This window comes from Catelliglobosispora koreensis DSM 44566, from assembly GCF_000379685.1.
GTDB classification, from domain to species: domain Bacteria; phylum Actinomycetota; class Actinomycetes; order Mycobacteriales; family Micromonosporaceae; genus Catelliglobosispora; species Catelliglobosispora koreensis.
This window is the reverse complement of record NZ_KB903249.1, coordinates 372,716-393,671: the sequence shown is the minus strand read 5'-3', so window position 1 is coordinate 393,671 and position 20,956 is coordinate 372,716. Positions and strand designations below refer to the sequence as shown.

General features: G+C 65.9%; 17 protein-coding genes. 14 read left to right on the top strand and 3 right to left on the bottom strand.

Features of this window, described 5'->3' with window-relative positions:
- Positions 1 to 48: 48 nt before the first annotated feature.
- From A3E1_RS0101835 to A3E1_RS38395, 11 genes are all read left to right on the top strand, one after another.
- A complete protein-coding gene (locus tag A3E1_RS0101835) occupies positions 49 to 1,983 on the top strand; it encodes a hypothetical protein (RefSeq protein ID WP_026207988.1) in 1,935 nt (644 codons plus the stop codon).
- 4 nt (positions 1,984 to 1,987) lie between these two features.
- The gene (pelF, locus tag A3E1_RS38410) at positions 1,988 to 3,430 is read left to right on the top strand and encodes a GT4 family glycosyltransferase PelF (protein ID WP_020519042.1); all 1,443 of its coding nucleotides are present in this window, start codon (positions 1,988 to 1,990) and stop codon (positions 3,428 to 3,430) included.
- Positions 3,427 to 4,701: a hypothetical protein gene (locus tag A3E1_RS0101825; protein ID WP_020519041.1), complete on the top strand. Its 1,275-nt coding sequence runs from the start codon at positions 3,427 to 3,429 to the stop codon at positions 4,699 to 4,701. Before pelF ends, A3E1_RS0101825 begins: the two co-directional genes overlap by 4 nt.
- The gene (locus A3E1_RS38405) at positions 4,698 to 5,336 is read left to right on the top strand and encodes a spherulation-specific family 4 protein (protein WP_020519040.1); all 639 of its coding nucleotides are present in this window, start codon (positions 4,698 to 4,700) and stop codon (positions 5,334 to 5,336) included. The genes A3E1_RS0101825 and A3E1_RS38405 overlap by 4 nt, the downstream gene beginning before the upstream one ends.
- On the top strand, positions 5,333 to 6,163 hold the full coding sequence (locus A3E1_RS0101815; RefSeq protein WP_051104827.1) for an endo alpha-1,4 polygalactosaminidase: 831 nt from the start codon (positions 5,333 to 5,335) through the stop codon (positions 6,161 to 6,163). Before A3E1_RS38405 ends, A3E1_RS0101815 begins: the two co-directional genes overlap by 4 nt.
- 64 nt (positions 6,164 to 6,227) lie before the next feature.
- Positions 6,228 to 7,901: a tetratricopeptide repeat protein gene (locus tag A3E1_RS44300; RefSeq protein WP_169454353.1), complete on the top strand. Its 1,674-nt coding sequence runs from the start codon at positions 6,228 to 6,230 to the stop codon at positions 7,899 to 7,901.
- A gap of 126 nt (positions 7,902 to 8,027) precedes the next feature.
- Positions 8,028 to 10,676 (top strand): fibronectin type III domain-containing protein, encoded by a 2,649-nt coding sequence (locus tag A3E1_RS0101805; RefSeq protein ID WP_020519038.1) that lies wholly within the window; start codon positions 8,028 to 8,030, stop codon positions 10,674 to 10,676.
- Between the two features lie 41 nt (positions 10,677 to 10,717).
- On the top strand, positions 10,718 to 11,698 hold the full coding sequence (locus tag A3E1_RS0101800; protein ID WP_020519037.1) for an AAA family ATPase: 981 nt from the start codon (positions 10,718 to 10,720) through the stop codon (positions 11,696 to 11,698).
- Complete coding sequence (locus A3E1_RS0101795) at positions 11,695 to 12,876, top strand: DUF58 domain-containing protein (RefSeq protein ID WP_020519036.1); 1,182 nt, start codon at positions 11,695 to 11,697, stop codon at positions 12,874 to 12,876. Before A3E1_RS0101800 ends, A3E1_RS0101795 begins: the two co-directional genes overlap by 4 nt.
- On the top strand, positions 12,870 to 15,092 hold the full coding sequence (locus A3E1_RS0101790; protein WP_322786247.1) for a DUF3488 and transglutaminase-like domain-containing protein: 2,223 nt from the start codon (positions 12,870 to 12,872) through the stop codon (positions 15,090 to 15,092). The genes A3E1_RS0101795 and A3E1_RS0101790 overlap by 7 nt, the downstream gene beginning before the upstream one ends.
- A gap of 59 nt (positions 15,093 to 15,151) precedes the next feature.
- The gene (locus tag A3E1_RS38395) at positions 15,152 to 16,408 is read left to right on the top strand and encodes a glycosyltransferase 87 family protein (RefSeq protein ID WP_020519034.1); all 1,257 of its coding nucleotides are present in this window, start codon (positions 15,152 to 15,154) and stop codon (positions 16,406 to 16,408) included.
- 3 nt (positions 16,409 to 16,411) lie between these two features.
- Here the strand turns inward: A3E1_RS38395 and A3E1_RS0101780 are convergent, their stop codons facing one another.
- Positions 16,412 to 17,173, bottom strand: coding sequence for an SDR family oxidoreductase (locus A3E1_RS0101780; protein WP_020519033.1), 762 nt, complete (start codon positions 17,171 to 17,173; stop codon positions 16,412 to 16,414).
- A 154-nt stretch (positions 17,174 to 17,327) separates the two neighbouring features.
- Here A3E1_RS0101780 and A3E1_RS0101775 point away from each other — a divergent pair, with 154 nt between their 5' ends.
- Positions 17,328 to 17,834 (top strand): septal ring lytic transglycosylase RlpA family protein, encoded by a 507-nt coding sequence (locus A3E1_RS0101775; protein ID WP_020519032.1) that lies wholly within the window; start codon positions 17,328 to 17,330, stop codon positions 17,832 to 17,834.
- Here A3E1_RS0101775 and A3E1_RS0101770 read toward each other — a convergent pair.
- A complete protein-coding gene (locus A3E1_RS0101770; protein WP_026207985.1) occupies positions 17,831 to 18,643 on the bottom strand; it encodes an NmrA family NAD(P)-binding protein in 813 nt (270 codons plus the stop codon). The genes A3E1_RS0101775 and A3E1_RS0101770 overlap by 4 nt on opposite strands.
- A gap of 66 nt (positions 18,644 to 18,709) precedes the next feature.
- Between A3E1_RS0101770 and A3E1_RS38390 the strand changes: the two genes are divergently transcribed.
- Both A3E1_RS38390 and A3E1_RS0101765 read left to right on the top strand, forming a co-directional pair.
- Complete coding sequence (locus A3E1_RS38390) at positions 18,710 to 19,216, top strand: EXPERA domain-containing protein (protein ID WP_020519030.1); 507 nt, start codon at positions 18,710 to 18,712, stop codon at positions 19,214 to 19,216.
- Complete coding sequence (locus A3E1_RS0101765; protein WP_020519029.1) at positions 19,213 to 19,971, top strand: SDR family NAD(P)-dependent oxidoreductase; 759 nt, start codon at positions 19,213 to 19,215, stop codon at positions 19,969 to 19,971. Before A3E1_RS38390 ends, A3E1_RS0101765 begins: the two co-directional genes overlap by 4 nt.
- Here the strand turns inward: A3E1_RS0101765 and A3E1_RS0101760 are convergent.
- The gene (locus A3E1_RS0101760; RefSeq protein ID WP_020519028.1) at positions 19,968 to 20,933 is read right to left on the bottom strand and encodes a DUF5937 family protein; all 966 of its coding nucleotides are present in this window, start codon (positions 20,931 to 20,933) and stop codon (positions 19,968 to 19,970) included. The genes A3E1_RS0101765 and A3E1_RS0101760 overlap by 4 nt on opposite strands.
- Between the last annotated feature and the right edge of the window lie 23 nt (positions 20,934 to 20,956).

Here is a 20,956-nt window from a genome sequence, read left to right as displayed (position 1 = left end):
GACGGACATCCTGTGCGTGGCGGAAGCGTAACTAATCGTTAGTTAGGCATGTCCCGATTCAAAAAGGGGCTCGCCGTTGGGGCGAGCGCATTCTTGCTGGCAACATTAGCGGCCTCCCCTGCCGCCGCATTCTCCTCTAATGTCCGGATTGATCTGCGGGTGCTCGTCTTCAACGACGGCTCCGCGGGTGTGGGTGTGCTGACGTCTCAAATGGACCGTGAGGGTGTGCCTTACGACACCGTCGACCTCACGCAGCCGAACCGGCCACCTCTGACGGCATCGGCGTTGTCCGACACCGTCGGCGGCCGGGCCCGGGCTAAATACAACGGTGTGGTGATGCCGCGGGAGGACGCTCTAGCGCCCGCGGAAATGACGATCCTGAACGCGTTTGAGCAGACCTTTGGCATTCGTCAAGTGGACGCCTACACCGCGCCGTCGGCCGCCGTTGGCCTGACGCCGGTGTGGAGTGGCATTCTCGACGGCTCGTCGCTGCAGGTGACCCCTGCTGGTAAGGCCGCCGGATTCGGATACCTCAACGGCATCGTTCCCGTGGATAACCTTGATTCCACAGTGGACGAAAGCTACGGCTACATGGCCGTGGCGGCACCCGGCGCGGTTTATACCCCACTTGTCAACGGACACAGCGGGTCCGTCATCGGTGTTTACGGCAACCAGCTCATTGTCACGCTGGCGATGAACCAGTACCAGGCGGTCGCCCAGCAACTCGGGCACGGCCTGATCACCTGGCTGACCCAGGGTATCCACCTTGGACACTGGCGCAACTGGTTCAGCCTGCACGCCGACGACGTGTTCCTGCCCGACTCCCGCTGGAACACCGAACACAACTGCACGACCGGCGACGACTGCCCGCCTTCGGTGCAACTGCCCGACATTCGCATGACGGCCAGTGATGTGACGGCGCTGATCGCGTGGCAAAACGCCAATGGCGTCAAGCTGGAACTGGCCTTCAACGCTGAAGGAGCCGTGACCGGCGATCCGCTCACGGCACAGCTCCTGGCGAATAAGGGACAGTTCCGCTGGCTCAACCACACCTACTCCCACCCTTACCTCGGCTGCGTTCAGGACTTCACCGTCGTGCCTTGGCAGTGCTCGGCGACCTTCGTGCCGCAGGCCGACATCAGGGCGCAGATCGCTGACAACGTCTCGTGGGCACAGGCCAAGGGCGTGTCGCTCAACCGGGCCGAACTCGTGACCGGTGAACACTCCGGGCTCAAGTCGCTGCCGCAAATGCCTTCTGACAACCCGTATCTGGCTCCCGCGCTGGCTCAGGCTGGCGTGACCATCATCGCCTCTGACGCCTCACGTGAGCCGCTGCCCCGCCCGGTTGGCGCGGCCACCACCGTGCCCCGGCACCCGATGAACATCTTCTACAACGTCGCGACCAAGGCCGAAGAAGTCGACGAATATAACTGGATCTACAACAGCGTCGCCGACGGTGGCAGTGGCATCTGCGGCAGCCAGTGCATTCCCCCGCTGTCGCCTGTGACCGGGTTCGACTCCTACATCGTGCCCATCGAGGCCCGGATCGCCTATGGGCACGTGATTTCCGGCGACCCCCGGCCGCACTACGCGCACCAGTCCAACCTCGCCGAAGACCGGATCCTCTATCCGGTACTCGACGCGCTGCTCGCACGTTACCGTGCCGCCTTCACCACGGCTACACCCGTGGTCAACCCGCGCATGAGCGAGATCGCCGCACTGCAAGCACAGCAGAAGGCCTGGCGCGCCGCCGTCGCCGCTCGCACCGTTGAGGCGTACCTCCTCAATGGCCGGCTGACGATCGTCAACCGGGGCCCCGCCCTGGCGATTCCCGTGACCGTCCCGTCCAGCACCCAGATCGTCCTGCTGTCCCTGCTCGGCATCGAAATCCTCGTGGGGCCCTACGGATCTGTCTACGGAGCGGAACGCTCCGGCTGGACCACCTTGTCCACCAACGCTCAGCAACTTCTTCGTGTGACCTGACCCAATGCGGGTCGCCCTCATCAATGAAGGCACGTATCCGTACGTGCTGGGCGGCGTCAGCACTTGGTGCGATCAGCTTGTGCGTGGGCTGACCGGAGTGACCTGGAACTTGGTCACCATGATCGGCCCCGCGTCGCTGACGCCCGCGCTGGAGCTGCCTGACAATGTGGCGTCGCTAACCGCGGTCCCCGTGTGGGGATCGCCGCGGGCACCGCGCCGTCGCCGGATCCAGGCGGCGGCGCGGCTTTTCACCGGCATGCTCGGCGACTCCCCAACACATCAGCATCTGTTTCGCCTCGCCTTACGGGAGCTGGCCATGGTTCATCAAGCCGATGTCCGGCCGCTATGCGTGCAGTGCCAGCGCTTTCCAGCGACGTGCACACGGCACGGCATCGCGGGACGTCATCCGCTGTATGGACTGGCCCTGGCCGAACTGCTCCTGGAGGCATGGCAAACCGCTTCGCTCGACCTTCCGCCCCTGACGTTGCGGGACGCCGACGAAGCCGTGCTCCTCATCGAGCACGCCGTTCGCCCGCTGGCGGCGGTTCTGCCACCCGTGGACATATGCCACGCCAACGCCAACGGACTGTCCTCTTTGGTCGCTCTCGCGGCCAAGTGGCGTTCGCGGGTGCCGTTCATCATGACCGAACACGGCGTCTATCTCAGGGAGCGTTACCTTTCCGCCCGCGATCTGCGGCCCGGCGTGAAGGTAGCGGTGCTGCGGTTTCACCGGGCGCTCGCGCGGCTGGCCTACGCCGAAGCCGATGTCGTCGCTCCGGTGAGCGGATTCAACCGGCGCTGGGAAATCCGGCACGGCGCCGACCCATCGCGGATCGTCGTCATCCCCAATGGTGTTGACCCGCAGAGGTTTCCGCCACTGGAAGAAGAACCACCCGGTCCGCCGACGATCGCCTGGGCCGGGCGGATCGATCCGCTCAAAGATCTACACACGCTGATCACCGCGCTCAAAGTCGTGCGCGAGTCGATCCCTGACGCCCGGCTGCACCTGGCCGGTCCCGTTCCAGCGGGCAACGAGGATTACGCGGCGAGTTGCCACACCCTCGTCGCCTCGCTGGGACTGAACAACGCGGTTACCTTCGCCGGGCCCGTGCCCAGCAGCAGGCAGGCGTTCGCGGCCGGTCACATCGCTGCCCTGTCCAGCATTTCCGAAGGCATGCCCTACACCATCGTGGAGGCAATGATGTGCCAGCGTGCGACCGTCAGCACCGATGTCGGCGGGGTCGCCGAACTCGTCGGTGACGCCGGAATGGTTGTCCCGCCCCGTGATCCCGCCGCGCTCGGCCGGGCCTGCGTGGAGTTATTGTCCAGCAAGGATTTGCGCGACCAGTACGCCAGTCTCGGGTACGACCGGGCACTGGACCGCTTCACCCTCGGCCGGTGCCTCGACGCCTACCGCGAGCAATACAAATTGCTGGTGCAAGCGTGAGCGCGGTCATCGGGCCGGTTAATGACCGCCTGAACGGATGGGCGGCCGACACCGACGAAGTGGCGGCGATCCTGGAATCCAACGGCATCAACGACCGGGTGGCCAACCGCGACTACGGCCACCCGAGCGTTTTCACGCTGGCGCAACAGGTGCTGGCCGCCGTACGCAAGTACCGCAAGGTGCCGGCACCAGCCGTCATCAAGATGCCCGTGGCGCAGGCGCTCGTGCGGGCTGGGCTATACCTCACGCCTGCCATCATCGCTTCAGGCTCAGCGGGGATGCTCGCCACGCTGCCGTGGTATGCCACCACCGGATTGCTGATCGCAGGCTGGGGCTCGGCGCAAGCGCTGGCTTACCTCGGCTACAACGCCGCCAACGAGACGGGTTCGGTGACGGCGGCAAGGCTTTTGGCGATCGGGTTCACGCTGCTGGCCACGGTGTGGGCGACGCTTCTCGCCGTAGCCGGAGCTGGGGTACTGTCCTATGTGGTCAGTGCGGCACAGATCATGCTGTTCGCCGCCAACACGGCCACCTTGGTCACGGGAACCGAACGGCGTACGCTCCTGGCCGCGGCCGCGAGCTGGCTAGCCGTGCTCGGCATCCTCGCCGGGGCAGGCAAGGTCGCCGTCGGCTTCCTCCTGGCTTCCATCGTGGCGATGGTCGTCGTCGCCTATCGCAGCGCTTGGGGGCCAAGAGCCAGCCTTCGCTGGCAGCCCGGAGGCTCGCGTCTGGCGACCGCGGCCGGGCACGGCCTAGCCGGTGGCGGGCAGGCGATCCTGTTCGTTCTCGTCGTGCTGCATCACCGGGCGAGCGTGGTGCCTTTGCTCATCGGCATCCCGCTCACTGAACTGCTCTTGCTATGGCATCAGCAGCGGGTGGCTAACGGCAGGGCCCGCATCGCCGACCGGGCAAGGTTTCAGCGGCACATCCGGCGCGTCGCCCGTGGCACCGGTGCCGCGCTGTTCCTTCCCGTTATCGGGGCGGTCGTGTTCATGCTGCTCGGTGAGTGGCCGCTCATGGCCGCCACTTTGCTCACTGGCACTAACGCCTTGTGCCTCATCCTCGTCGCCCATCGCCGCCCGGGCTCGGCGATCAGCCTCGTCTGCCTCGCGGGACTGCTCATCGCCGTGGGCACCTTCGCCCTGCCCCTGCTCTTCGCCGCTCTGGCCACCGCCGGGGCGAAAGTCTGTGCCGCCGTGCTCTTCCTGCTTTACGCCCCAGCGCTTCTGGAAGCCGTTTCCGCCATGATGGATCCCTGGAGTTATCAATGACGATACTTATCCCGCTTTACATTCACCCACTCGACGACCCGTCAGCCTGGCGTGCGGTCGCCAGCGCGGGCGCGTCGGTCACCGCCATTGTCAACGTCCACAATGGACCTGGTACCGGGATCGATCCGGTCTATGCCAAGGCGACCCGGCAGTTGCGCGACGCCGGGGTTCCCCTGCTGGGCTACGTCGACCTCGGATATTCCCGCCGTTCCCGCGACGCCATTGAAGAAGACCTCAAAAACTGGTGTGGGTACTCAGTAAGCGGTGTCTTCTTCGATCAGGCACCCTCGGCACTGTGCGACATCGCCACCGTGGCGCGCTATGTCCACCTGGGACATGGCATGACGGTCCTCAACCCCGGAACCAGGTGCCATCCCGGATACGCACCGCTGGCTGACCTCGTGTGCACATTCGAGGGTCCGTGGGACATCTATCAGCGGCTCGCCGCCCCGAGCCCGGAGTTCGCCAACGCCGCCCATCTCGTCTACGGCGTTCCGTCTGAGGAGTTGAGCGCCGCGAGCGAGTTGCTAGCTTCCCGTGCCACCGCTGGCCTCATCACCGATCTGACCGCTCCCCTGCCCTACTACGGCATTCCTTCGTGGCTGTCGGCACGGGCCACGCAGGTGCTGGCATGAACCGGCGCTGCTACGTCATCGGGATCGCCGCCAGCCTCGTGACCGTGCTAGCGGGCTGGCTGGGACTCGCTTTCCTGGCGGGTGCGCCACCGGCCAAGTCAGCTGACTCCTCAGCGGCGAGCGGCTGGTGGCGCCCGCAGGCCGGCCTGACCTGGCAGTGGCAGCTGTCCGGCCCGCTCGACCTGTCCGTCCACGCCGAGGTCTATGACGTCGACGCCTTCACGACCACCCGTGACGAAGTCGAGTCGCTACACCGGACGGGCCGCAAAGCCATCTGTTACGTGAACGCCGGCGCCTACGAGACGTTCCGCCCCGACCGGCACCTGTTCGACCCCTTGGTTTTGGGAAACGAGCTTGAAGGCTGGCCGGGTGAGCGCTGGCTCGATATCAGGCGCTGGGATCTGCTCGAGCCGATCCTGACCGCCCGGCTCACGATGTGCCGCGACAAGGGATTCGACGGGGTCGAGCCGGACAACATTGACGGATATGTCAACGACAGCGGCTTCCCGCTGACGTTCACCGATCAGCTGATCTTCAACCAGCGGCTGGCCGCCTTGGCGCACTCCCTCGGTCTGGCCATTGGGCTGAAGAACGACGTCGAGCAGGCAAAGGACCTTGTCGCGGTGATGGACTTCGCGGTGAGCGAGGAGTGCGTGCGTTACGACGAGTGCGCTCTGCTCGCCCCGTTCACTGAACAGGGCAAGGCGGTCTTTCACGCCGAGTACGGCTCTTCTTTGTCCCGCTTCTGTCCCGTGACCGGACCGTTAAGGTTTTCATCGATACACAAACGGCTGTCACTTGACGCGTGGCGTGAGGTTTGCCAGTAATCAGGATAAATGCCGGTTATAGGCGGGGTGGCAAAGCCGAGCGACGGTAAGGCAGCATATGGCCGTGCCGTCTTCCACCTCGCTTTCCGCTGTTCGCGCCGACGCCCTCGCCCGCCGTGATCGCGGCGACCTGCACAGCGCGCGAGCCCTGCTGGAACGCGCCCTGGAAGCAGCCACCATGACCTCGGGCGAAGACCACCCCGAAGTCCTCATCACGGCGCACCTGCTCGCGAAGCTGCACCGTCAGGCAGGCGACCTGTCCGCCGCGCGACGGGTGCTGGAGAACTCGCTCTACGCCGGAACGACCCGTCACGGCGACGATCACCCGCTGCTGCTGTCGATCTCGTTCGACCTCGCCGAGATCGCCGACGAGCTAGGCAACCGCCACGAAGCACGCCGTCACTACACCCGCATCGCCCGCTACGGACCGTCCGCGCCCGGCTTCGACCCGCAGCAAGTCCGCGCCGCCCGCGCCTGGCTCGGCCCGTCAGCCCCCGCGACGGTGGCGTCCGCCCCACTCGGCCAGCCCGTCGTCGTCCCCGCGCCCGAACCGATCGTGGCGGGTCCGTCCACTCTGGACACTCCGTTCAGCCAGCCCAACCCCAACGACTGGCCTTCCCAGCCCACCTCCGGCGCTGCACCCCAGGCCCCCACGTCCCAGCCCACCTCCGGCGCCCCTACCTCCGGTGCCGCTTCCCACGGCAGCGCTCCGGCTTCCGGTGCCCCTTCGCACGGCACCTCCGCGCCAGGCACTCCTTCGCAGGCCGGAAGCCCTTCGCAGGCTGGCAGCCCGGCACCCGGTGTCTATCCGACCTCGGGCGCCCCGACTTCCGGCGCCCCATCGCAAGGCACCTACCCGACGTCCGGCGCACCATCACACAGCAGCGCATCGCAGGGCACCGTGTCGCAGGGTGGCTCACCGTCGCAAGGCACCTACCCGGCAACTGGCACGCCCTCGCAAGGCGGTGCCTCGCCGGAGGGCGTGCCGCAGGCTGGGCAGGGGCCGCGCAGTGGTAGCGCGGCGCAAGGTGGCGTGGGGCTTCCGCCGCGGACGGCACCAGCGCAGGGCGGTTTCCCAGCGCAGCAGGATGGATATCCGCAGGCCTATCAAGGCGGGCCGGGTGTCCAAAGCGGACAGCCGGGCCAGCCTGGATATCCGGGTCAGCCGCTGGGGCCGAAGCCGCCAGTGCAGTTGCCGCCGCAGGGACCGCGGCCACCGTCCACTCAGGACACGTGGCAGGGCGGTGCGCCCACGGTTCAGCCGCCGCTGGTGCTCGGTCCGCAGTCGCCTGCCACACCGCCACCTCTGCCGCCGAAGCGGGGCCGGGGCGTGCTCGTGGTCACGGTGCTCGCCGCTGTCATCGCACTGGCCGCCGCCGCTGTGACGGCGATTCTGGTGCTGCGTCCCAAGACTCCCGACACGACCGAGGTTCCTGGCGCCGCCGGATCGGCGACCGATGTCGTGCTGGACGACAAGCTCGACTCGGTGACGATCACGTGGAAGGACCCGTCAAACGGCAAGGCGCGCCAGGTTATTTGGGGCAACCGTGAGGACCAGGCCAAAGGTGTCCTTGGTTATCCGGAGAGCGGCACCACTTCGTACACCCTGCAGGCTTTGAATCGTAACTATCAGTATTGCTTCGTTGTCGTTCTGGTGTACCCGCCGGACGACATCCGCCAGTCTGAGCAGGTTTGCACCAAACGCAACACCAGCAAGAGTCCTACGCCAAGCCGCTAAATCGAGGTGGATGACTTAGGCCGGACTTTTTTCTGTCACCGTCACGGCCTAGGATGACGGCGGCTTTAAGGGAGGAACGCACACATCGCGGGGGTTGCCCCGCTATTTGGGGGAGGGGCTGATCCCATGGTGGATCTGTCGCCAGGTGCCATTTCGCGCAGGGCTAGGACGAAGGGCGGGATCGTCACCATCATCACGGTGGTGAGTCTCGTTGCCGCCGTTGGCCTGACGTGGCTCGGGCTAAGTGTGAACGACCACGTCGCAGCGAATTATGACGCGTCTGCCTGGCTGTGGAGCACCACGAAAGGCGAGATCGCCCGGGTTAACGGGCTGACCGGCAAGGTTGACACCAGGCATGCCGTGGCCAACGCCAAGGGGCATCCGGTGCAGCTGAGCCAGGCCGACCGATACCTGATTCTGCGGGACATTTCCACCGGAAAGGTCAGTGCTTTCGATCCAGCGACGCTGGCGATCACGTCCACTCTCGACACACAGCAGGGTCTGGGCATAACAATCGCGTTGCACAATGACTCCGCTTTCGTGATCGACGCGGCTCAAGGTGTCGTGCGGCAACTCAATCCCGCCACCCTGCAGCCGATCGGTGAAGCGCTGCGGTTCCCACCGGGCATCACGGGCGGTTTCTTCGATGGCCGTGGCCGGTTGTGGGTGGCGGTCCCCAGTGAGGGAACGGTCACCGCGATCACTCCGGCTCCGGTGGCCAACGCCAACGGTGGTGGTCAGGGCGGTTCCGCCGGGCCAGCACGCGTGCGCACCGAGCCGGTGGCTCAGCCGTGGCACGACCTCGCGGTGTCGGCATTGGACGATGGTGTCGCCGTGCTCGACCAGACCAACGGCAAGCTGTTCACCCTGCGAGGCGACAAGGTCGAGGAAATCACGACCGACGCCGCTGGCGGTGAGCTGCCAGACCGTTCCACCGGCACCGACGTTCCCGTGACGATCGTCGAAGGCCGCCAGATCTTCCTCATCACCAACGGCAGCAACGGCAAGGCGAAGATCAGCAACTTCCGGGTACCAGGCGAAGGCAAGCTGCAGCCCGCGGTCGCCTGGGCGGGCCGCATCTACGTCGCCGACGACTCCACCGGCAAGGTCTACTCGCTGGACCGCGATGGCAAGCTCGTGAGCACCATCACGTTCCCCCAGCCGGGTTTGCTTCAGCTTGAGGTGCGCGAGAACCACCTGTTCATCAACTCCCCCGGCTCGTCGGTGGCGCACGTCATCAACGACAAGCACGAGGACAAGACGGTCGACAAGTTCGTCAACGAGATCCTCGGTGGCGATCCGCCGCAGGTCCCGCCGCCGCCAAACCCGACGCCGCCGATCGGAAAGCCAGGCGCGCCAAAGAACATCAAGGCCGCCGCGGGCGACAACCAGGTGACCCTCACCTGGGGCAAGGCCCCTGACAACGGCTCGAAGATCATCAAGTACATCGTGACCGGGGCCGAGCAGACCCACGAAGTCGGCGCCAATCAGCGCGAGCTGGTCATCACCGGCCTCATCAACGGGACCGAATACCAGTTTGGCGTCAAGGCGGTCAACGGTCAGGGCACGGGGCCTGAAGGCAAGAGCAACAAGGTAATCCCGACCCGTGATGTGCCTGACCCGCCAACCGACGTCAAGGCTGAAGCCAAGCCCAACGGCACGGTCGAGGTCACCTGGACGGCCGCGAATGGCCAGGGCCGCAAAATCACGCAATACCTCGTGACGGCGGCCAGTGCTGGCGCCAAGTCTCAGGTTGGCGCGACCAGCGGCGAGACCAAACTGGTTGTCCCGGATAAGGAACTCGACTACGGCAAGCAGTATTCGTTCACTGTTGTCACCGTCAACGACATCGGCGCGAGTTCCAAGGTGTCCACTCCGGTCAGCAACAGCGTGGTGCCGTTCAACAAGCCGAGCGCGGTCAAGACCTTGCGTGGCGCGACACTGCAGAGCGCTCCTGGAGCGGTGCGGGCGACGTGGGCCGCGGCCGACGAGAACGGCCGCCCGATCACCGAATACAAGGTGACCGCGAAGAGCCCAACGAAGACCGTGACGAAGGATGTCACCGGATTGTCCGCTGACATGACGGGCTTTGGCGATGGCGAGACCATCACCATCGACGTCGTGGCCGTCAACATCGCGGGCGCCGGGCCCAAGGCCACGACGAGCGCCAAGTCGATCAGCAACCCGACGATCAGCGGTGTCACCAATGATGGCCCCGACTACAACAGCATCCGGATTCGCTGGGCCTACAACGACGGTGGCGGTTCGGCCACATGCACGATCGTGGTCAGCGGCACGAATATCAACGTGCCGTGCAGTTCGGGTGCCGGTGGCTACAACGTTGGCGGTCTGTGGCCGGGCAACGGTTACAACTACTCCGTGTCCATCAGCAACGCGGCGGGTTCGGCCCAGTCAGGCACGACTGGATTCGGCACGCCAGCGCTGCATGGAACGGTCCGTTGCGTGAACACGAGCCAATACGGCGACCCGACCTACTGCAACGACGGCATCGGCGTCTACACCAACTCCCGCCAGCAAAGCGGGGAAGGCGTGGGCGACGCGTTCAACGGCCAGCGTTACCAGGCGTTCTGCAAGAAGCAGGGCACGGCGGGCAACCAGAGTGGCGACGCCACCCTTTCCGCGGTCGCCTACAACAACCACAAGCAGAGCTCGATGTGGATTCAGATCGAATACCGCGGCGCGCGGCGCTACATCCCCTGGATCTGGATCAACCTCGACGCGGGCGACAACTTCAACATGCTGCCCAACTGCTAACTAGTACGAAGCACAGAACCGACCACAAAGGACAGAAGACAGTGAGCCAGCCCCAGCCTCTCACCCCGCCTCAGATCCGCGCCTTCGCGGATCTGACCGCGCGCCTCGGTGGAGTCATCTCCTCCGTGGTCCTCGGCAAGCCCGAGGTAGTGCGGCTGGCGCTGGTTTCCCTGTTCGCCCAAGGGCACATCCTCCTGGAGGATGTGCCCGGGGTCGGCAAGACGACCCTGGCCCGCGCGATCGCCGCGTCGGTTCAGGGGGCGTGGCGGCGCATTCAGTTCACGCCCGACCTGCTGCCCTCTGACGTCAGTGGTGTGACGATCTTCAACCAGGGCACGCGTGGCTTTGAGTTCCACCCTGGCCCGATCTTCGCCAACATCGTTATCGCCGACGAAATCAACCGTGCCTCGCCGAAGACGCAGTCCGCGTTGCTTGAGGTGATGGAGGAACGGTTCGTCACGGTTGACGGCGTGCGGCACCCGGTGCCCCGCCCGTTCCTCGTGGTGGCAACGCAAAACCCGGTCGAGATGGACGGCACCTACCGGCTTCCGGAAGCTCAGCTCGACCGCTTCTTGATGAAACTGTCCGTGGGCTACCCGGATGAGCGGGTCGAGATCGAAGTCCTTAGAGGACATACCCTGCGCTCGCCTGAAGCGATCAACCCGGTCACCGACACGGCCACGATCGGTGAGGCCGTCGCATTGGCGCAGCGGGTGCACATCGCCGATCCGCTCTACGCCTACGCGGTCAGGCTCGCCACGGCGACCCGTGAGCACAAGCACTGCCGTGTCGGGGTCAGCCCCCGTGGTGTCATCGCTTTGACCCGTGCCGCGGCCGCCTATGCGCTCACCGAGGGCCGTGGATTCGTCCTCCCCGAAGACATGAAAGCCTTGCTGGAGCCGGTTTTCGCGCACCGTCTCCTGCTGACGCCCGACGCGCAGCTGCGCGGGGTGACTCAGGCCGAGGTGCTGCGTGACGCGGTGGAAGCCGTGCAGGTGCCCTTGCCCGGCCAGGACCAATGATTGTCACGTTACGTGGCTGGGGTGTCGCTGGGGCGGGCGTGGTGTTACTCGCCTCAGGCTTCTTCTTCGGCTACGCCGAACTAACCATCCTCGGCGCCATCGCGCTCATCGCTGTTGTTATCGCCCTGGGCTACGCGGCTCTGCGCCCCGAGCTGTCCGTGCGCCGAAGCGTTGACCCTGACCGGGTTTCGCGCGGTGAGGACAGCAAGGTGACGCTGCACATCCGCAACACCGGCAAGTTTGGCGCGGCAACGCTTGTCGCCCATGACCGGTGCGGCTGGGGCACCGATTCGCAAGCCACCGTTGCCGTTCCGCTGCTGCGCCTGCGCCGCGGCACAGAGACGTCGGTTGACTATCCAGTGCCCACGTCGCGGCGCGGTGTTGTCCACGTTGGACCGTTGCAGATCGTCCGCCGTGACCCGCTCGGCCTGGTCTCGCTGGCACGCAGTCACGGTGACACGGCTCAGATCTGGGTCTACCCGAAGGCACACCTGATGCAGGGCGTTCCAGCCGGCATCACGCGCAGCCTCGACGGGCGGCTCGACCGCGTGCCACATGGCGCGATCACCTTCGATACGTTGCGCGAGTATGTGATCGGCGATGAGTTGCGGCACGTGCACTGGCGCACCAGTGCCCGCGTCGGCGAACTGATGGTCCGTGAGCACGTGGACACCAGCTTGCCGCGCATCGTGCTGTTGCTTGACGACCGCATCGAGTCGTGGCCCGCCTTCACCGGCATGACGTGCACCGAGTTCGAGTCGGCTTGCGAAGCGGCCGCGTCAGCGGTCACCGCGGCGGTCCGTGAAGATCTGCCCGTCACGCTGCATCTCGTGAGCGGCTCGGCGGCCAGCTCAGGCAAGGTCAGAGGCACAGCGCGCGGGCTGCTCGACATTCTCGCCGAGGCGACTTTGGCCACCCGCCCCCAGGACAGTCTCGTCAACGCCACGAACCGCTTGCGCCAGCACCGCCCCGGCGACACCCTCATCTACTTGACGGGCACCAGTGGGCACGCCGACTTGGCTCTCGTGACCGGCCTAAAAGGACCGTTCCCTTCTGTCGCGGTCGGCATCATCGGCCCGCGTCTGCCTGACGAACCCGATTCGGCCGGGGTGCTCATGTTGCGCGCCGAGGAAGGCCCCGAGTTCGCGACCGTGTGGGACGGGGTGGCGCGGTGGTGACCCGATTGCTGCGCGGCGGGATTGTCCCGCTGCTCCTGATCGGCATGCTGACGATGGCGGGCGTGACGGCCGACCGTGTCTACTCCGGATATTTGCTCACGCTGCTGACCGCCGGAGCGGCCGTTGGCTCGGTCATGTTGAGTGTGCTGCTGTCCCGGCTGCCGGCCTGGATGATCGCTCCGCTGTCCACGGCTGGGCTCATTGGGTACCTCTGCTTCGCCTTGATCTTTTCTGCCCGCGAAGCGGGTATCCCCGCCGACTTGCTGGTGATCGCCAAAGAAGCGTTGCCTGACAGCATTCCGCGGCTGCTTGCCGCGCTGGTGCCGATCGAGCCGCAGCCGGACACGGTGACGATTCCGGTCATCGCGACGTGGCTGACTGGTCTGGCCTCGGCTGAGCTGGCTGTGCGCGCGCGGCGCATGACGGTGGCCCTGTGCTTGCCGGTGCTGTTGCTGACCGGGGCGCTGTGGCTGGTTGGCCCGTCAGCCGAACGCGCGCTGTGGCCGGTGCTTGTCTTCGGCGGCCTCGCGGTCGCCGCCCTGGCCATCACCGGCCGGGTCAAGACGCCAGAGACCGGCATCGATGACAAGACACGCACCGCTTTGCGCCTGCGGACCTCAGTCGCCGCGGCTGTCGGCGTGATGCTGATCCTCGCCATCGCGACGGCGGGCGGTCCGGCGCTGACGAACCAGGTGCTGGAAAAGCCGATCGATCCGCGCACGCTCGTGGAGCCGCCGCAGCTTGACGTGCTCGACGAAAACCCGCTGATCCGGCTCTCGGGCTGGGCGCTGCAGCCAAAGCAGCGGCTCTTCGACGTCAACATGGCCAAGGAGACCCGGGTTCGGCTCGCCGTCCTGTCCGACTACGACGGGGTGACGTGGAAAGTGGGCGCGACCTATCGCCCGGCTGGACGCACGCTGCCTGAGGTGCCCAGTGTCGCGGCGAAAGAGTCCGTCCAGCAGCAGATCAAGATCGCTGGGCTGACCGGCAAGCTACTGCCCGCGGTGGCCAGCCCACGTCAGGTCAGCGGCGTCCGGGTGGCGTTTGACCAGGCCACTGGCACGATCATCCGTCCGGACGGGCTGACCGAAGGCCTCACCTACACGGTGATGTCGCAGCAGGAGAAGCCCGACGTCAATTTGCTGCCGGGTGCTGAGGTGCCCGACGCCACGACGATGGCCCGCTATCTGGCGCTGGGCCCGGGCGTTCCGGCCGACATGCAGGCGCTCGCGCAGAAGCTCGGTGCCGACAACGGCGCGGCTTACCAGCGGGCCACGGCGATCGAGCGTTACCTGGCCGATCACTACAAGCTCGATCCGCAGGCGCCCAGTGGGCACGCCTATCCCAACCTGGCCTTCTTCCTGTTCAAGCCGGTGGGCCACGGCGGGCAGAAGGGCACGTCCGAGCAGTTCGCCGCCGCGTTCGCGGTGCTCGCCCGGCTGCTCAACCTGCCGAGCCGGGTGGTCGTCGGCTTCGCGCCAGGCGAGGGCAAGCGTGAGGTCACCGCAGGCGACGCGCTCGCGTGGCCGGAGATCTACTTCAAGGACATCGGCTGGGTGCCGTTTCATCCGCTGCCGCAAAGCGACCAGCTGCCCAAGCCGCCAGAGGAAGAGTTCAAGCCCAAGCCGGAGGAATCCGAGCCGCCGCCACCTTCCGAGGCACCGATTCCGACGCTGGCACCGACGACCGCTGGGCCGATCGCGACAGGAGCGGCTCCACCTGTCGCGGGTGGACCGGATTACGTCGTGATCGCCAGCGCGGGCGGGGGCGGATTCGTCCTGCTGCTGCTCAGTCTCTTCGTGCTGACCGTCCTCATCGGACGGGCCAGGCTGCGCCGTGCCCGGCTGGAAACAGGCACGCCTGCCGACCGTGTTCAGGGCGCCTGGCTGGAGTTGCGTGACGCTCTGCGCCTGGCGGGCCGGGCGGCTCCGTCGCACCTCACCGCACACGAGGTCTCCGACCACGCGGCCACGGCGGCCCAGCGGATCCGGGGCAAGCACCGCGTACGCCTCGCCGCTCCCCCGGTCAACGAGCTGGCCGGTGTGGTGAACACCACCACATTTGGCAATGTTGGCACGCCGGATGAGCAAGCGGAGATCGCCAGGGCCCGGGTCCTGAGCTACATAGGCGAGCTTCGTGCACGTCGTTCGTGGTTGCGCCGTCTGCTTTGGACGCTGCATCCTGGACCATTGCGGTGGCGACGTAAGCCGAAATGACCAATATCAGGGTAATTTCAGGGCAGACGACCGCGCCCGCGCCCGGTAGAGTCTCGCGGGTGTCGGTCCCTGCCCCTTCGATATGGCGTTCGCTGCGGCCACCCGTCGCCTCGATAGTCGTCGCGATCGGTTTCCTTGCCGCTGGGATCATCATGGCCGGGCAACGCGACCCGGGCATGGACAGCGCCGTTTACCAGGCTGGTGCGCTTGCCGTGCTGCGTGGCGACGCGCTCTACGGCTCTCTGAACATCCCGCCGCCGTGGATGGACCTGCCGTTCACCTATCCCCCGGTGGCCGCCTTCTTCTTCATGCCGCTGGCGCCGTTCCCCATGCATGTCGTGTGGGGGATCATGGCGGGGGTCTGCGCGCTGGCGCTGGGCATCGCGGTCCGCCACAGTTTGCGGTCCCTAACCGGCAACGAACCGTCGGCCTTGCTCGTCAACGTCGCCTCGCTGGTCCCGTTCGGATTACAGGCGGTGTGGAGCACGGTCGGCCTGGGTCAGATCAACCTGCTGCTCATGGCGCTGATCATGGTGGACATCCTGGCGTTGCGCGGCTCCCGTTTCGCCGGGATCCTGACCGGCATCGCCGCTTCGATCAAGCTGACGCCCCTGATCTTCATCCCCCATCTGCTGATCACGCGGCGCTGGGCCGACGCCGGCCGGGCGACCGCCACTTTCGTTGTGCTCCAAGGGCTCGCGTGGCTCATCCTGCCAGCCGACTCGTTGCGGTTCTGGACGAAAGCCATGATGGAAGGCAACGGCAGCCGCACCTTTGAGGCAGCCAACCAGTCGATCAACGGCCTGGTGCAGCGCCTCACCGGGGAAGCGCCGGGCGCCATGGGAATCAGCCTGGCCCTGGCCGCTGTGTGCGGCGGGCTCATGGTCTTACTGGTGCACCGCCTGCACGAGACCGAGCCCTTGGCCGCGTTGCTCGTCACGGGCTTGTCCGGTCTCCTGATCAGCCCGGTCACGTGGACCCATCACTGGGTCTGGGTCGTGCCGCTGTGCCTGCTGCTGGCCTACCGCGCGCTTCAGCGCAACGGCTGGACCGCACGGGTGCTGCTCGCTTTGGTGCTCGTCGTGTTCAGCGTGGACTTCCGGCTGCTCGTGCCCATCGGCAACCGGCGTGAGCTGACCTGGACCATGGAAGAAACCCTGATCGGCAACTCATACCTGTGGGCAGCGCTCGTCGTTGGCCTAGCCGGTCTCGCCTTCGTGGTGCGGTCGCGCCAGCAGGTTCTCGCGATCCCCGCCGGCAGCATCCCCGCACCACGGCGAGCCGATGAGGAACCATCGTCCACATCGGTTAGATGAGCGTCAGAGTCCATAAACGACGGTGATGCCACCGTCGACCGGAATGATGGCGCCGTTGACATACGAGCCGGCGCGGCTGCTCAGGAACACCGCGATCCCCGCCATGTCATCGGGCCGTCCGATGCGCCCGAGTGGTGACAGCGCCGCGATCTCATCGCCTGCGGCGGCGAGCGTGGCGGCCATCATCTTCGACTCGAACGGGCCGGGCGCGACGGCGTTGACGGTGATGTAGGACGGCCCGAGTTCCCTTGCCAGCACTCGGGTCAACTGATGGATCGCTGCCTTGCTCGCCGAATAGGAGTACCGGTTCATCGGCACCCCGATCCCGTCGATGGAACCGATGTTGATGACGCGTGACGGGTCGTCCTGGGTCGCGTTGACGCGCAGTAACGGCAAGGCCGCCCGCGTCAGGTAGAACGGGCCCTTGAGGTTGATGTCGAGCACCTTGTCCCAGGCGTGATCAGGGAACTCATCCATCGGGGCACCCCAGGTCGCCCCGGCGTTGTTGACCAGGATGTCGAGAGAGTCCCAGGGCAGCGACGAGATCAGCCGCTCGCATTCGTCGCGGGTGGACAGATCGGCCGGGATCGCGTGCACATCCCCGAACTCAGACAGCTCGCGGACGGCGTCTTCGCAGGCGTCAGCTTTGCGTGAGCTGAGGTAGACGGACGCTCCGGCGTCAAGCAGCCCGCGGGCGATCATCATGCCAATGCCACGGCTACCGCCAGTCACCAGGGCTTTCTTACCGGTCAGATCAAAAAGCATGGGGCCACTATGCGGCATCACCGGTTGTAGCGGAAGGGGGAGGCGACCGGTGAGTAACAAGTCCCCCAAACGGCCGGACGTTTCCCTGCAATTCACCCGATAAGGGCAGGATCAAGTTGACTCGGCAACCATGGCATTGACTACGGTCGGTCAAATGTCCAGTAGACGCACCTACGGCGCCGCAGCGATCGCATCAGTGATTCTCGCGGGCGGCACCTATCTAGCGCTAGCCGGCCGCCACGACGAGACACCTCTAGAAACCGCTGCAGCCCCCTCAGCGAGCCCGAGCACCGCTGTCACCCCGGAGCCCACCTTCGAGCGGCCACCACCGCCAGTCTCGCGTGAGATGGAACGTAAAGCCCCCTCCGTCACGCAAGCCGGCAGCTGCGGCGCATCGTTCTACCACGAACCGCAAGGCACGGCTAACGGCGAGATCTTCGACCCCGAAGCCATGACCGCCGCGCACAAGACCTTGCCGTTCAACTCGAAGGTCCGCGTCACCAATCCGGATAACGGCAAGTCAGTCACGGTCCGCATCAATGACCGTGGGCCCTACATCGACGGGCGCTGCCTGGATCTGTCCCGCGCCGCCTTCCGCGAGATCGCCAACCTCAGCCAAGGCGTGCTCGATCTCGTTACCTACGAGGTGCTGGCGCCCTAGTCGAACCGGTCCTTGTGGGCCTCAACGAACTCCACCAGCCCCCGAGCCGGCCGGCCGAGCAATTCCTGCACGGTCGGCAGCACAGTATAAGCCTGCTCGGGCGGATTGCCGTGTGCCACAACGAAAAACTCGATGACCTCGTCGGGCAGGCCCTGTGCCTTCCACTCCTGCCGCGCCTCGGCCTCGGTCAGCTCCACAAAGGAGACTTCCCGGCCCAGCCCTTGCGAAATCGCCGCGACTTTGCCTGGCACCGTCAGGGCTTCAGGACCCGTCAGCGTGTACGTCCGCCCGCCGTGCCCGCCCGACGTCAGCACCGTGGCGATGACCGCCCCGATGTCGCCATCGTGCACCATCGCGCTGCCAACCTGTGCGAACGGTGCCTTGACCACGTTTTCGTCGCGAATGGACCCCGCCCAGTCGAACACGCCTGACATGAACTCGACCGGCTGAATGAACGTCCACTCCAGGTCGCTGGCCTCGAGAGCGTGCTCGACCGTGCCCTTGTCGCCGCCGCGCAGCACCGTCACGCGTTTGACCCCAGCCTTGCGTGCTAGCGCGACGATGTCGGCTCCGGTCTCCAGCGGTTCATAGTCGCCGCTGAAGTTAATCAGGTGCAAAGCGGTCACCCCCTCCAATGCCGACTCCAGCGACGCCGGATCGGCTAGGTCACCGCGGACCACTTCAGCGCCCGGCAACGAGGCGGTCAGCGGGTTGCGCGACAGCGCTCTAACCTTCTGTCCCTCGTCCACCAGATGTGCCACGACGTGCCGTCCCACATTGCCCGTTGCCCCTGCAACCAATATCGTCATGCGGCTAACGCTAAAGGCCGTTTAGGCAGGTTCCGTTCCTAATGAAAATCTGCCTTACCATGTCTCATGCCATTGCGCCGCCGCCCCTTTGATTACGTTCTGCTCGTGTTTATGGCCATCAACTTCATCGTGACCACGTACACGGTCGGCCTCGAGCAGCTCGTTATCGCGGATCCGAACAATTTCGAGTATCCGCTGTGGCCACCAGCCCCGATGGTGGACACCATTCACGAGTTTGGCCGCAGCGCCGATCACGTGCTATTCGAACGGCCGCCGTTCTACCAGATGACGATCTGGATCGACGTTCTGCTTTTCGGGCCGTTCTATCTTTTCGCCATCTACGCGTTCATCCGCGGGCGCAACTGGATCCGGGTACCAGCGCTGGTCTGGTCTGGAATGATGCTGTCCAACGTGCTCATCATCCTGATGGAGGAACGGTTTGGGCAGTTCGCCTCGCCGAACTTCCCGCTGGTTCTCAGTGTCAACGCGCCCTGGCTCCTGTTCCCGCTGATCATGATCTGGCGTATGTGCAAGGAGCCGTTCCCGAAGCCGCGAGTGGAGGCCACCGCATGAAGTACGGGCCGTGGGCGCTGGTCGCCGGAGCCTCGGAAGGGATCGGCGCGGCGTTCGCGAAAAGCCTTGCCGCCCAGGGAACCAAACTCATCCTGGTGGCCCGGCGCCCCGGCCCGCTCAAGGACCTGGCCGCTCAGCTCGATGTCGAAACCCGTGCCGTGACAGCGGATTTGTCGACTGACGACGGTCTGGAGACCGTGTTCGCCGCGGCCCAGGGGCACGAGGTCGGGCTCGTTGTCGCCAACGCGGCGATCAGCTCGCTAGGCCAGTTCACGCAAGTCAGCACCGAAGAGCTTGACCAGATCCTGGCCCTTAACTGCCGGGCGCCGATGCTGCTGGCGCGTCATTTCTTGCCACCGATGTATGAACGTGGCCAAGGCGGCCTCATCGTGATGTCGTCGCTCGCGGGTCAGCAGGGTTCCCCAGGCTTGGCGACTTATGCGGCCAGCAAAGCGTTTGGCGCCATTCTCGCCGAGGGACTGTGGGCCGAGGCCCGCCGTCACGGCGTTGATGTGCTGACGTGTGTGCCGGGCGCTGTCGAGACACCGGGGCTCGCCACGGCTAGCAAAGGCCGTGCCCCCGGAACGGTTTCGCCCGACGTGGTCGTGCAAGCGGCGCTGAAAGCCTTGGGACGCAAGCCACGCACGGTCCCCGGAGCGATGATGCGCTTCTCCGCACAGCTCATGACGAGGCTGCTACCCAAGAAGACCGCCATCAACACCATCGCCAAGGCTTCTGGCGATGTGCTGAGCTAGGCGTTGGCCAGCATGTCCCCGAGCGGGGTGCGGCGGTAGAGCACGCTGCGCCCCGACCGGGCCGCGTCAAGCAATCCCGCCCGCTGCATGGCGCGCAGGTGGTCGTTGACCGATCCTGGCGCGAGTTTCAGCGAACGGGACAGCTGTGTGGTACTAGCCGGTTCATACAGCGATTGCAGGATCAGTGCCCGGCTGCGGCCGATGAGTTCCTGCAAGGCTTCCGGCGGGCTTTCCGGAGCATCCCGGAGGGTACTCGTTCCACGCGCCGGGTAGATAAGGCTTTTGGGCCACGGCTCCTCGAAGTGCACTGACACCCTCGGATAGCTGAAAACCGTCGGGATGAACAAAAGTCCTTGCCCGCCAAGGGGAACCGTGGCTTTCGCGGTCATGGCGGTCAGCTCGATCCCGCCGTCGCGCCAGCGAACCTTGGGGTGCAGCCCGTCCAGCGCGGCCGCCCAGCCGTTGCGGGCCAGTTGCCCGGAGCGGTGCAAGACGTCACGCTCACAGAGCGCCCGTAGCTGCAGCCAGTCGGCGGCAAGCAATTCCTTCCAAGCACGTTCCAGCACCTGTGCCATCTCTTCACGCACGTTGCGCGCGTTCAGCAGCGCCAGGATCTCGGGGTCGGTCGCCTGACGCGGCGCGAGACAGCCCGCGATGTCGGCGCGGGCGACCTCAAGCGGAACGGCCCGCAGCGCCGCCAGATCGTCCTCAATGGACTGAAGCATGCCCTTCGCCGGTGGCGGCACCGTGAACGTCGGTCCCCGATGTGCCGTCTGCATCGCGAGCAGCGCCCGGAACGCGAGGTCTTGCCGCAAGTGGCCGAAGCGGGGCACGAGCCGAGACGCCCACCCGGGCACGCGCGAGCGGCTCAGCAGCCGCAACAGGCACCCGAGCTCAAACCCGGGCGAGAGCGCGAACCGGCTGCGCAGCACGTCTTCCGGCCCAGCCTCGAAGCGGATCACCGCTCAACCTTACGGCTATAGCC

Coding starts and splice junctions, on each gene's coding strand:
- A3E1_RS0101835 (WP_026207988.1), top strand. CDS start 49: ATGTCCCGATTCAAAAAGGGGCTCGCCGTTGGGGCGAGCGCATTCTTG.
- pelF (WP_020519042.1), top strand. CDS start 1,988: ATGCGGGTCGCCCTCATCAATGAAGGCACGTATCCGTACGTGCTGGGC.
- A3E1_RS38405 (WP_020519040.1), top strand. CDS start 4,698: ATGACGATACTTATCCCGCTTTACATTCACCCACTCGACGACCCGTCA.
- A3E1_RS0101815 (WP_051104827.1), top strand. CDS start 5,333: ATGAACCGGCGCTGCTACGTCATCGGGATCGCCGCCAGCCTCGTGACC.
- A3E1_RS0101805 (WP_020519038.1), top strand. CDS start 8,028: ATGGTGGATCTGTCGCCAGGTGCCATTTCGCGCAGGGCTAGGACGAAG.
- A3E1_RS0101795 (WP_020519036.1), top strand. CDS start 11,695: ATGATTGTCACGTTACGTGGCTGGGGTGTCGCTGGGGCGGGCGTGGTG.
- A3E1_RS0101780 (WP_020519033.1), bottom strand. CDS start 17,173: ATGCTTTTTGATCTGACCGGTAAGAAAGCCCTGGTGACTGGCGGTAGC.
- A3E1_RS0101775 (WP_020519032.1), top strand. CDS start 17,328: ATGTCCAGTAGACGCACCTACGGCGCCGCAGCGATCGCATCAGTGATT.
- A3E1_RS0101770 (WP_026207985.1), bottom strand. CDS start 18,643: ATGACGATATTGGTTGCAGGGGCAACGGGCAATGTGGGACGGCACGTC.
- A3E1_RS38390 (WP_020519030.1), top strand. CDS start 18,710: ATGCCATTGCGCCGCCGCCCCTTTGATTACGTTCTGCTCGTGTTTATG.
- A3E1_RS0101765 (WP_020519029.1), top strand. CDS start 19,213: ATGAAGTACGGGCCGTGGGCGCTGGTCGCCGGAGCCTCGGAAGGGATC.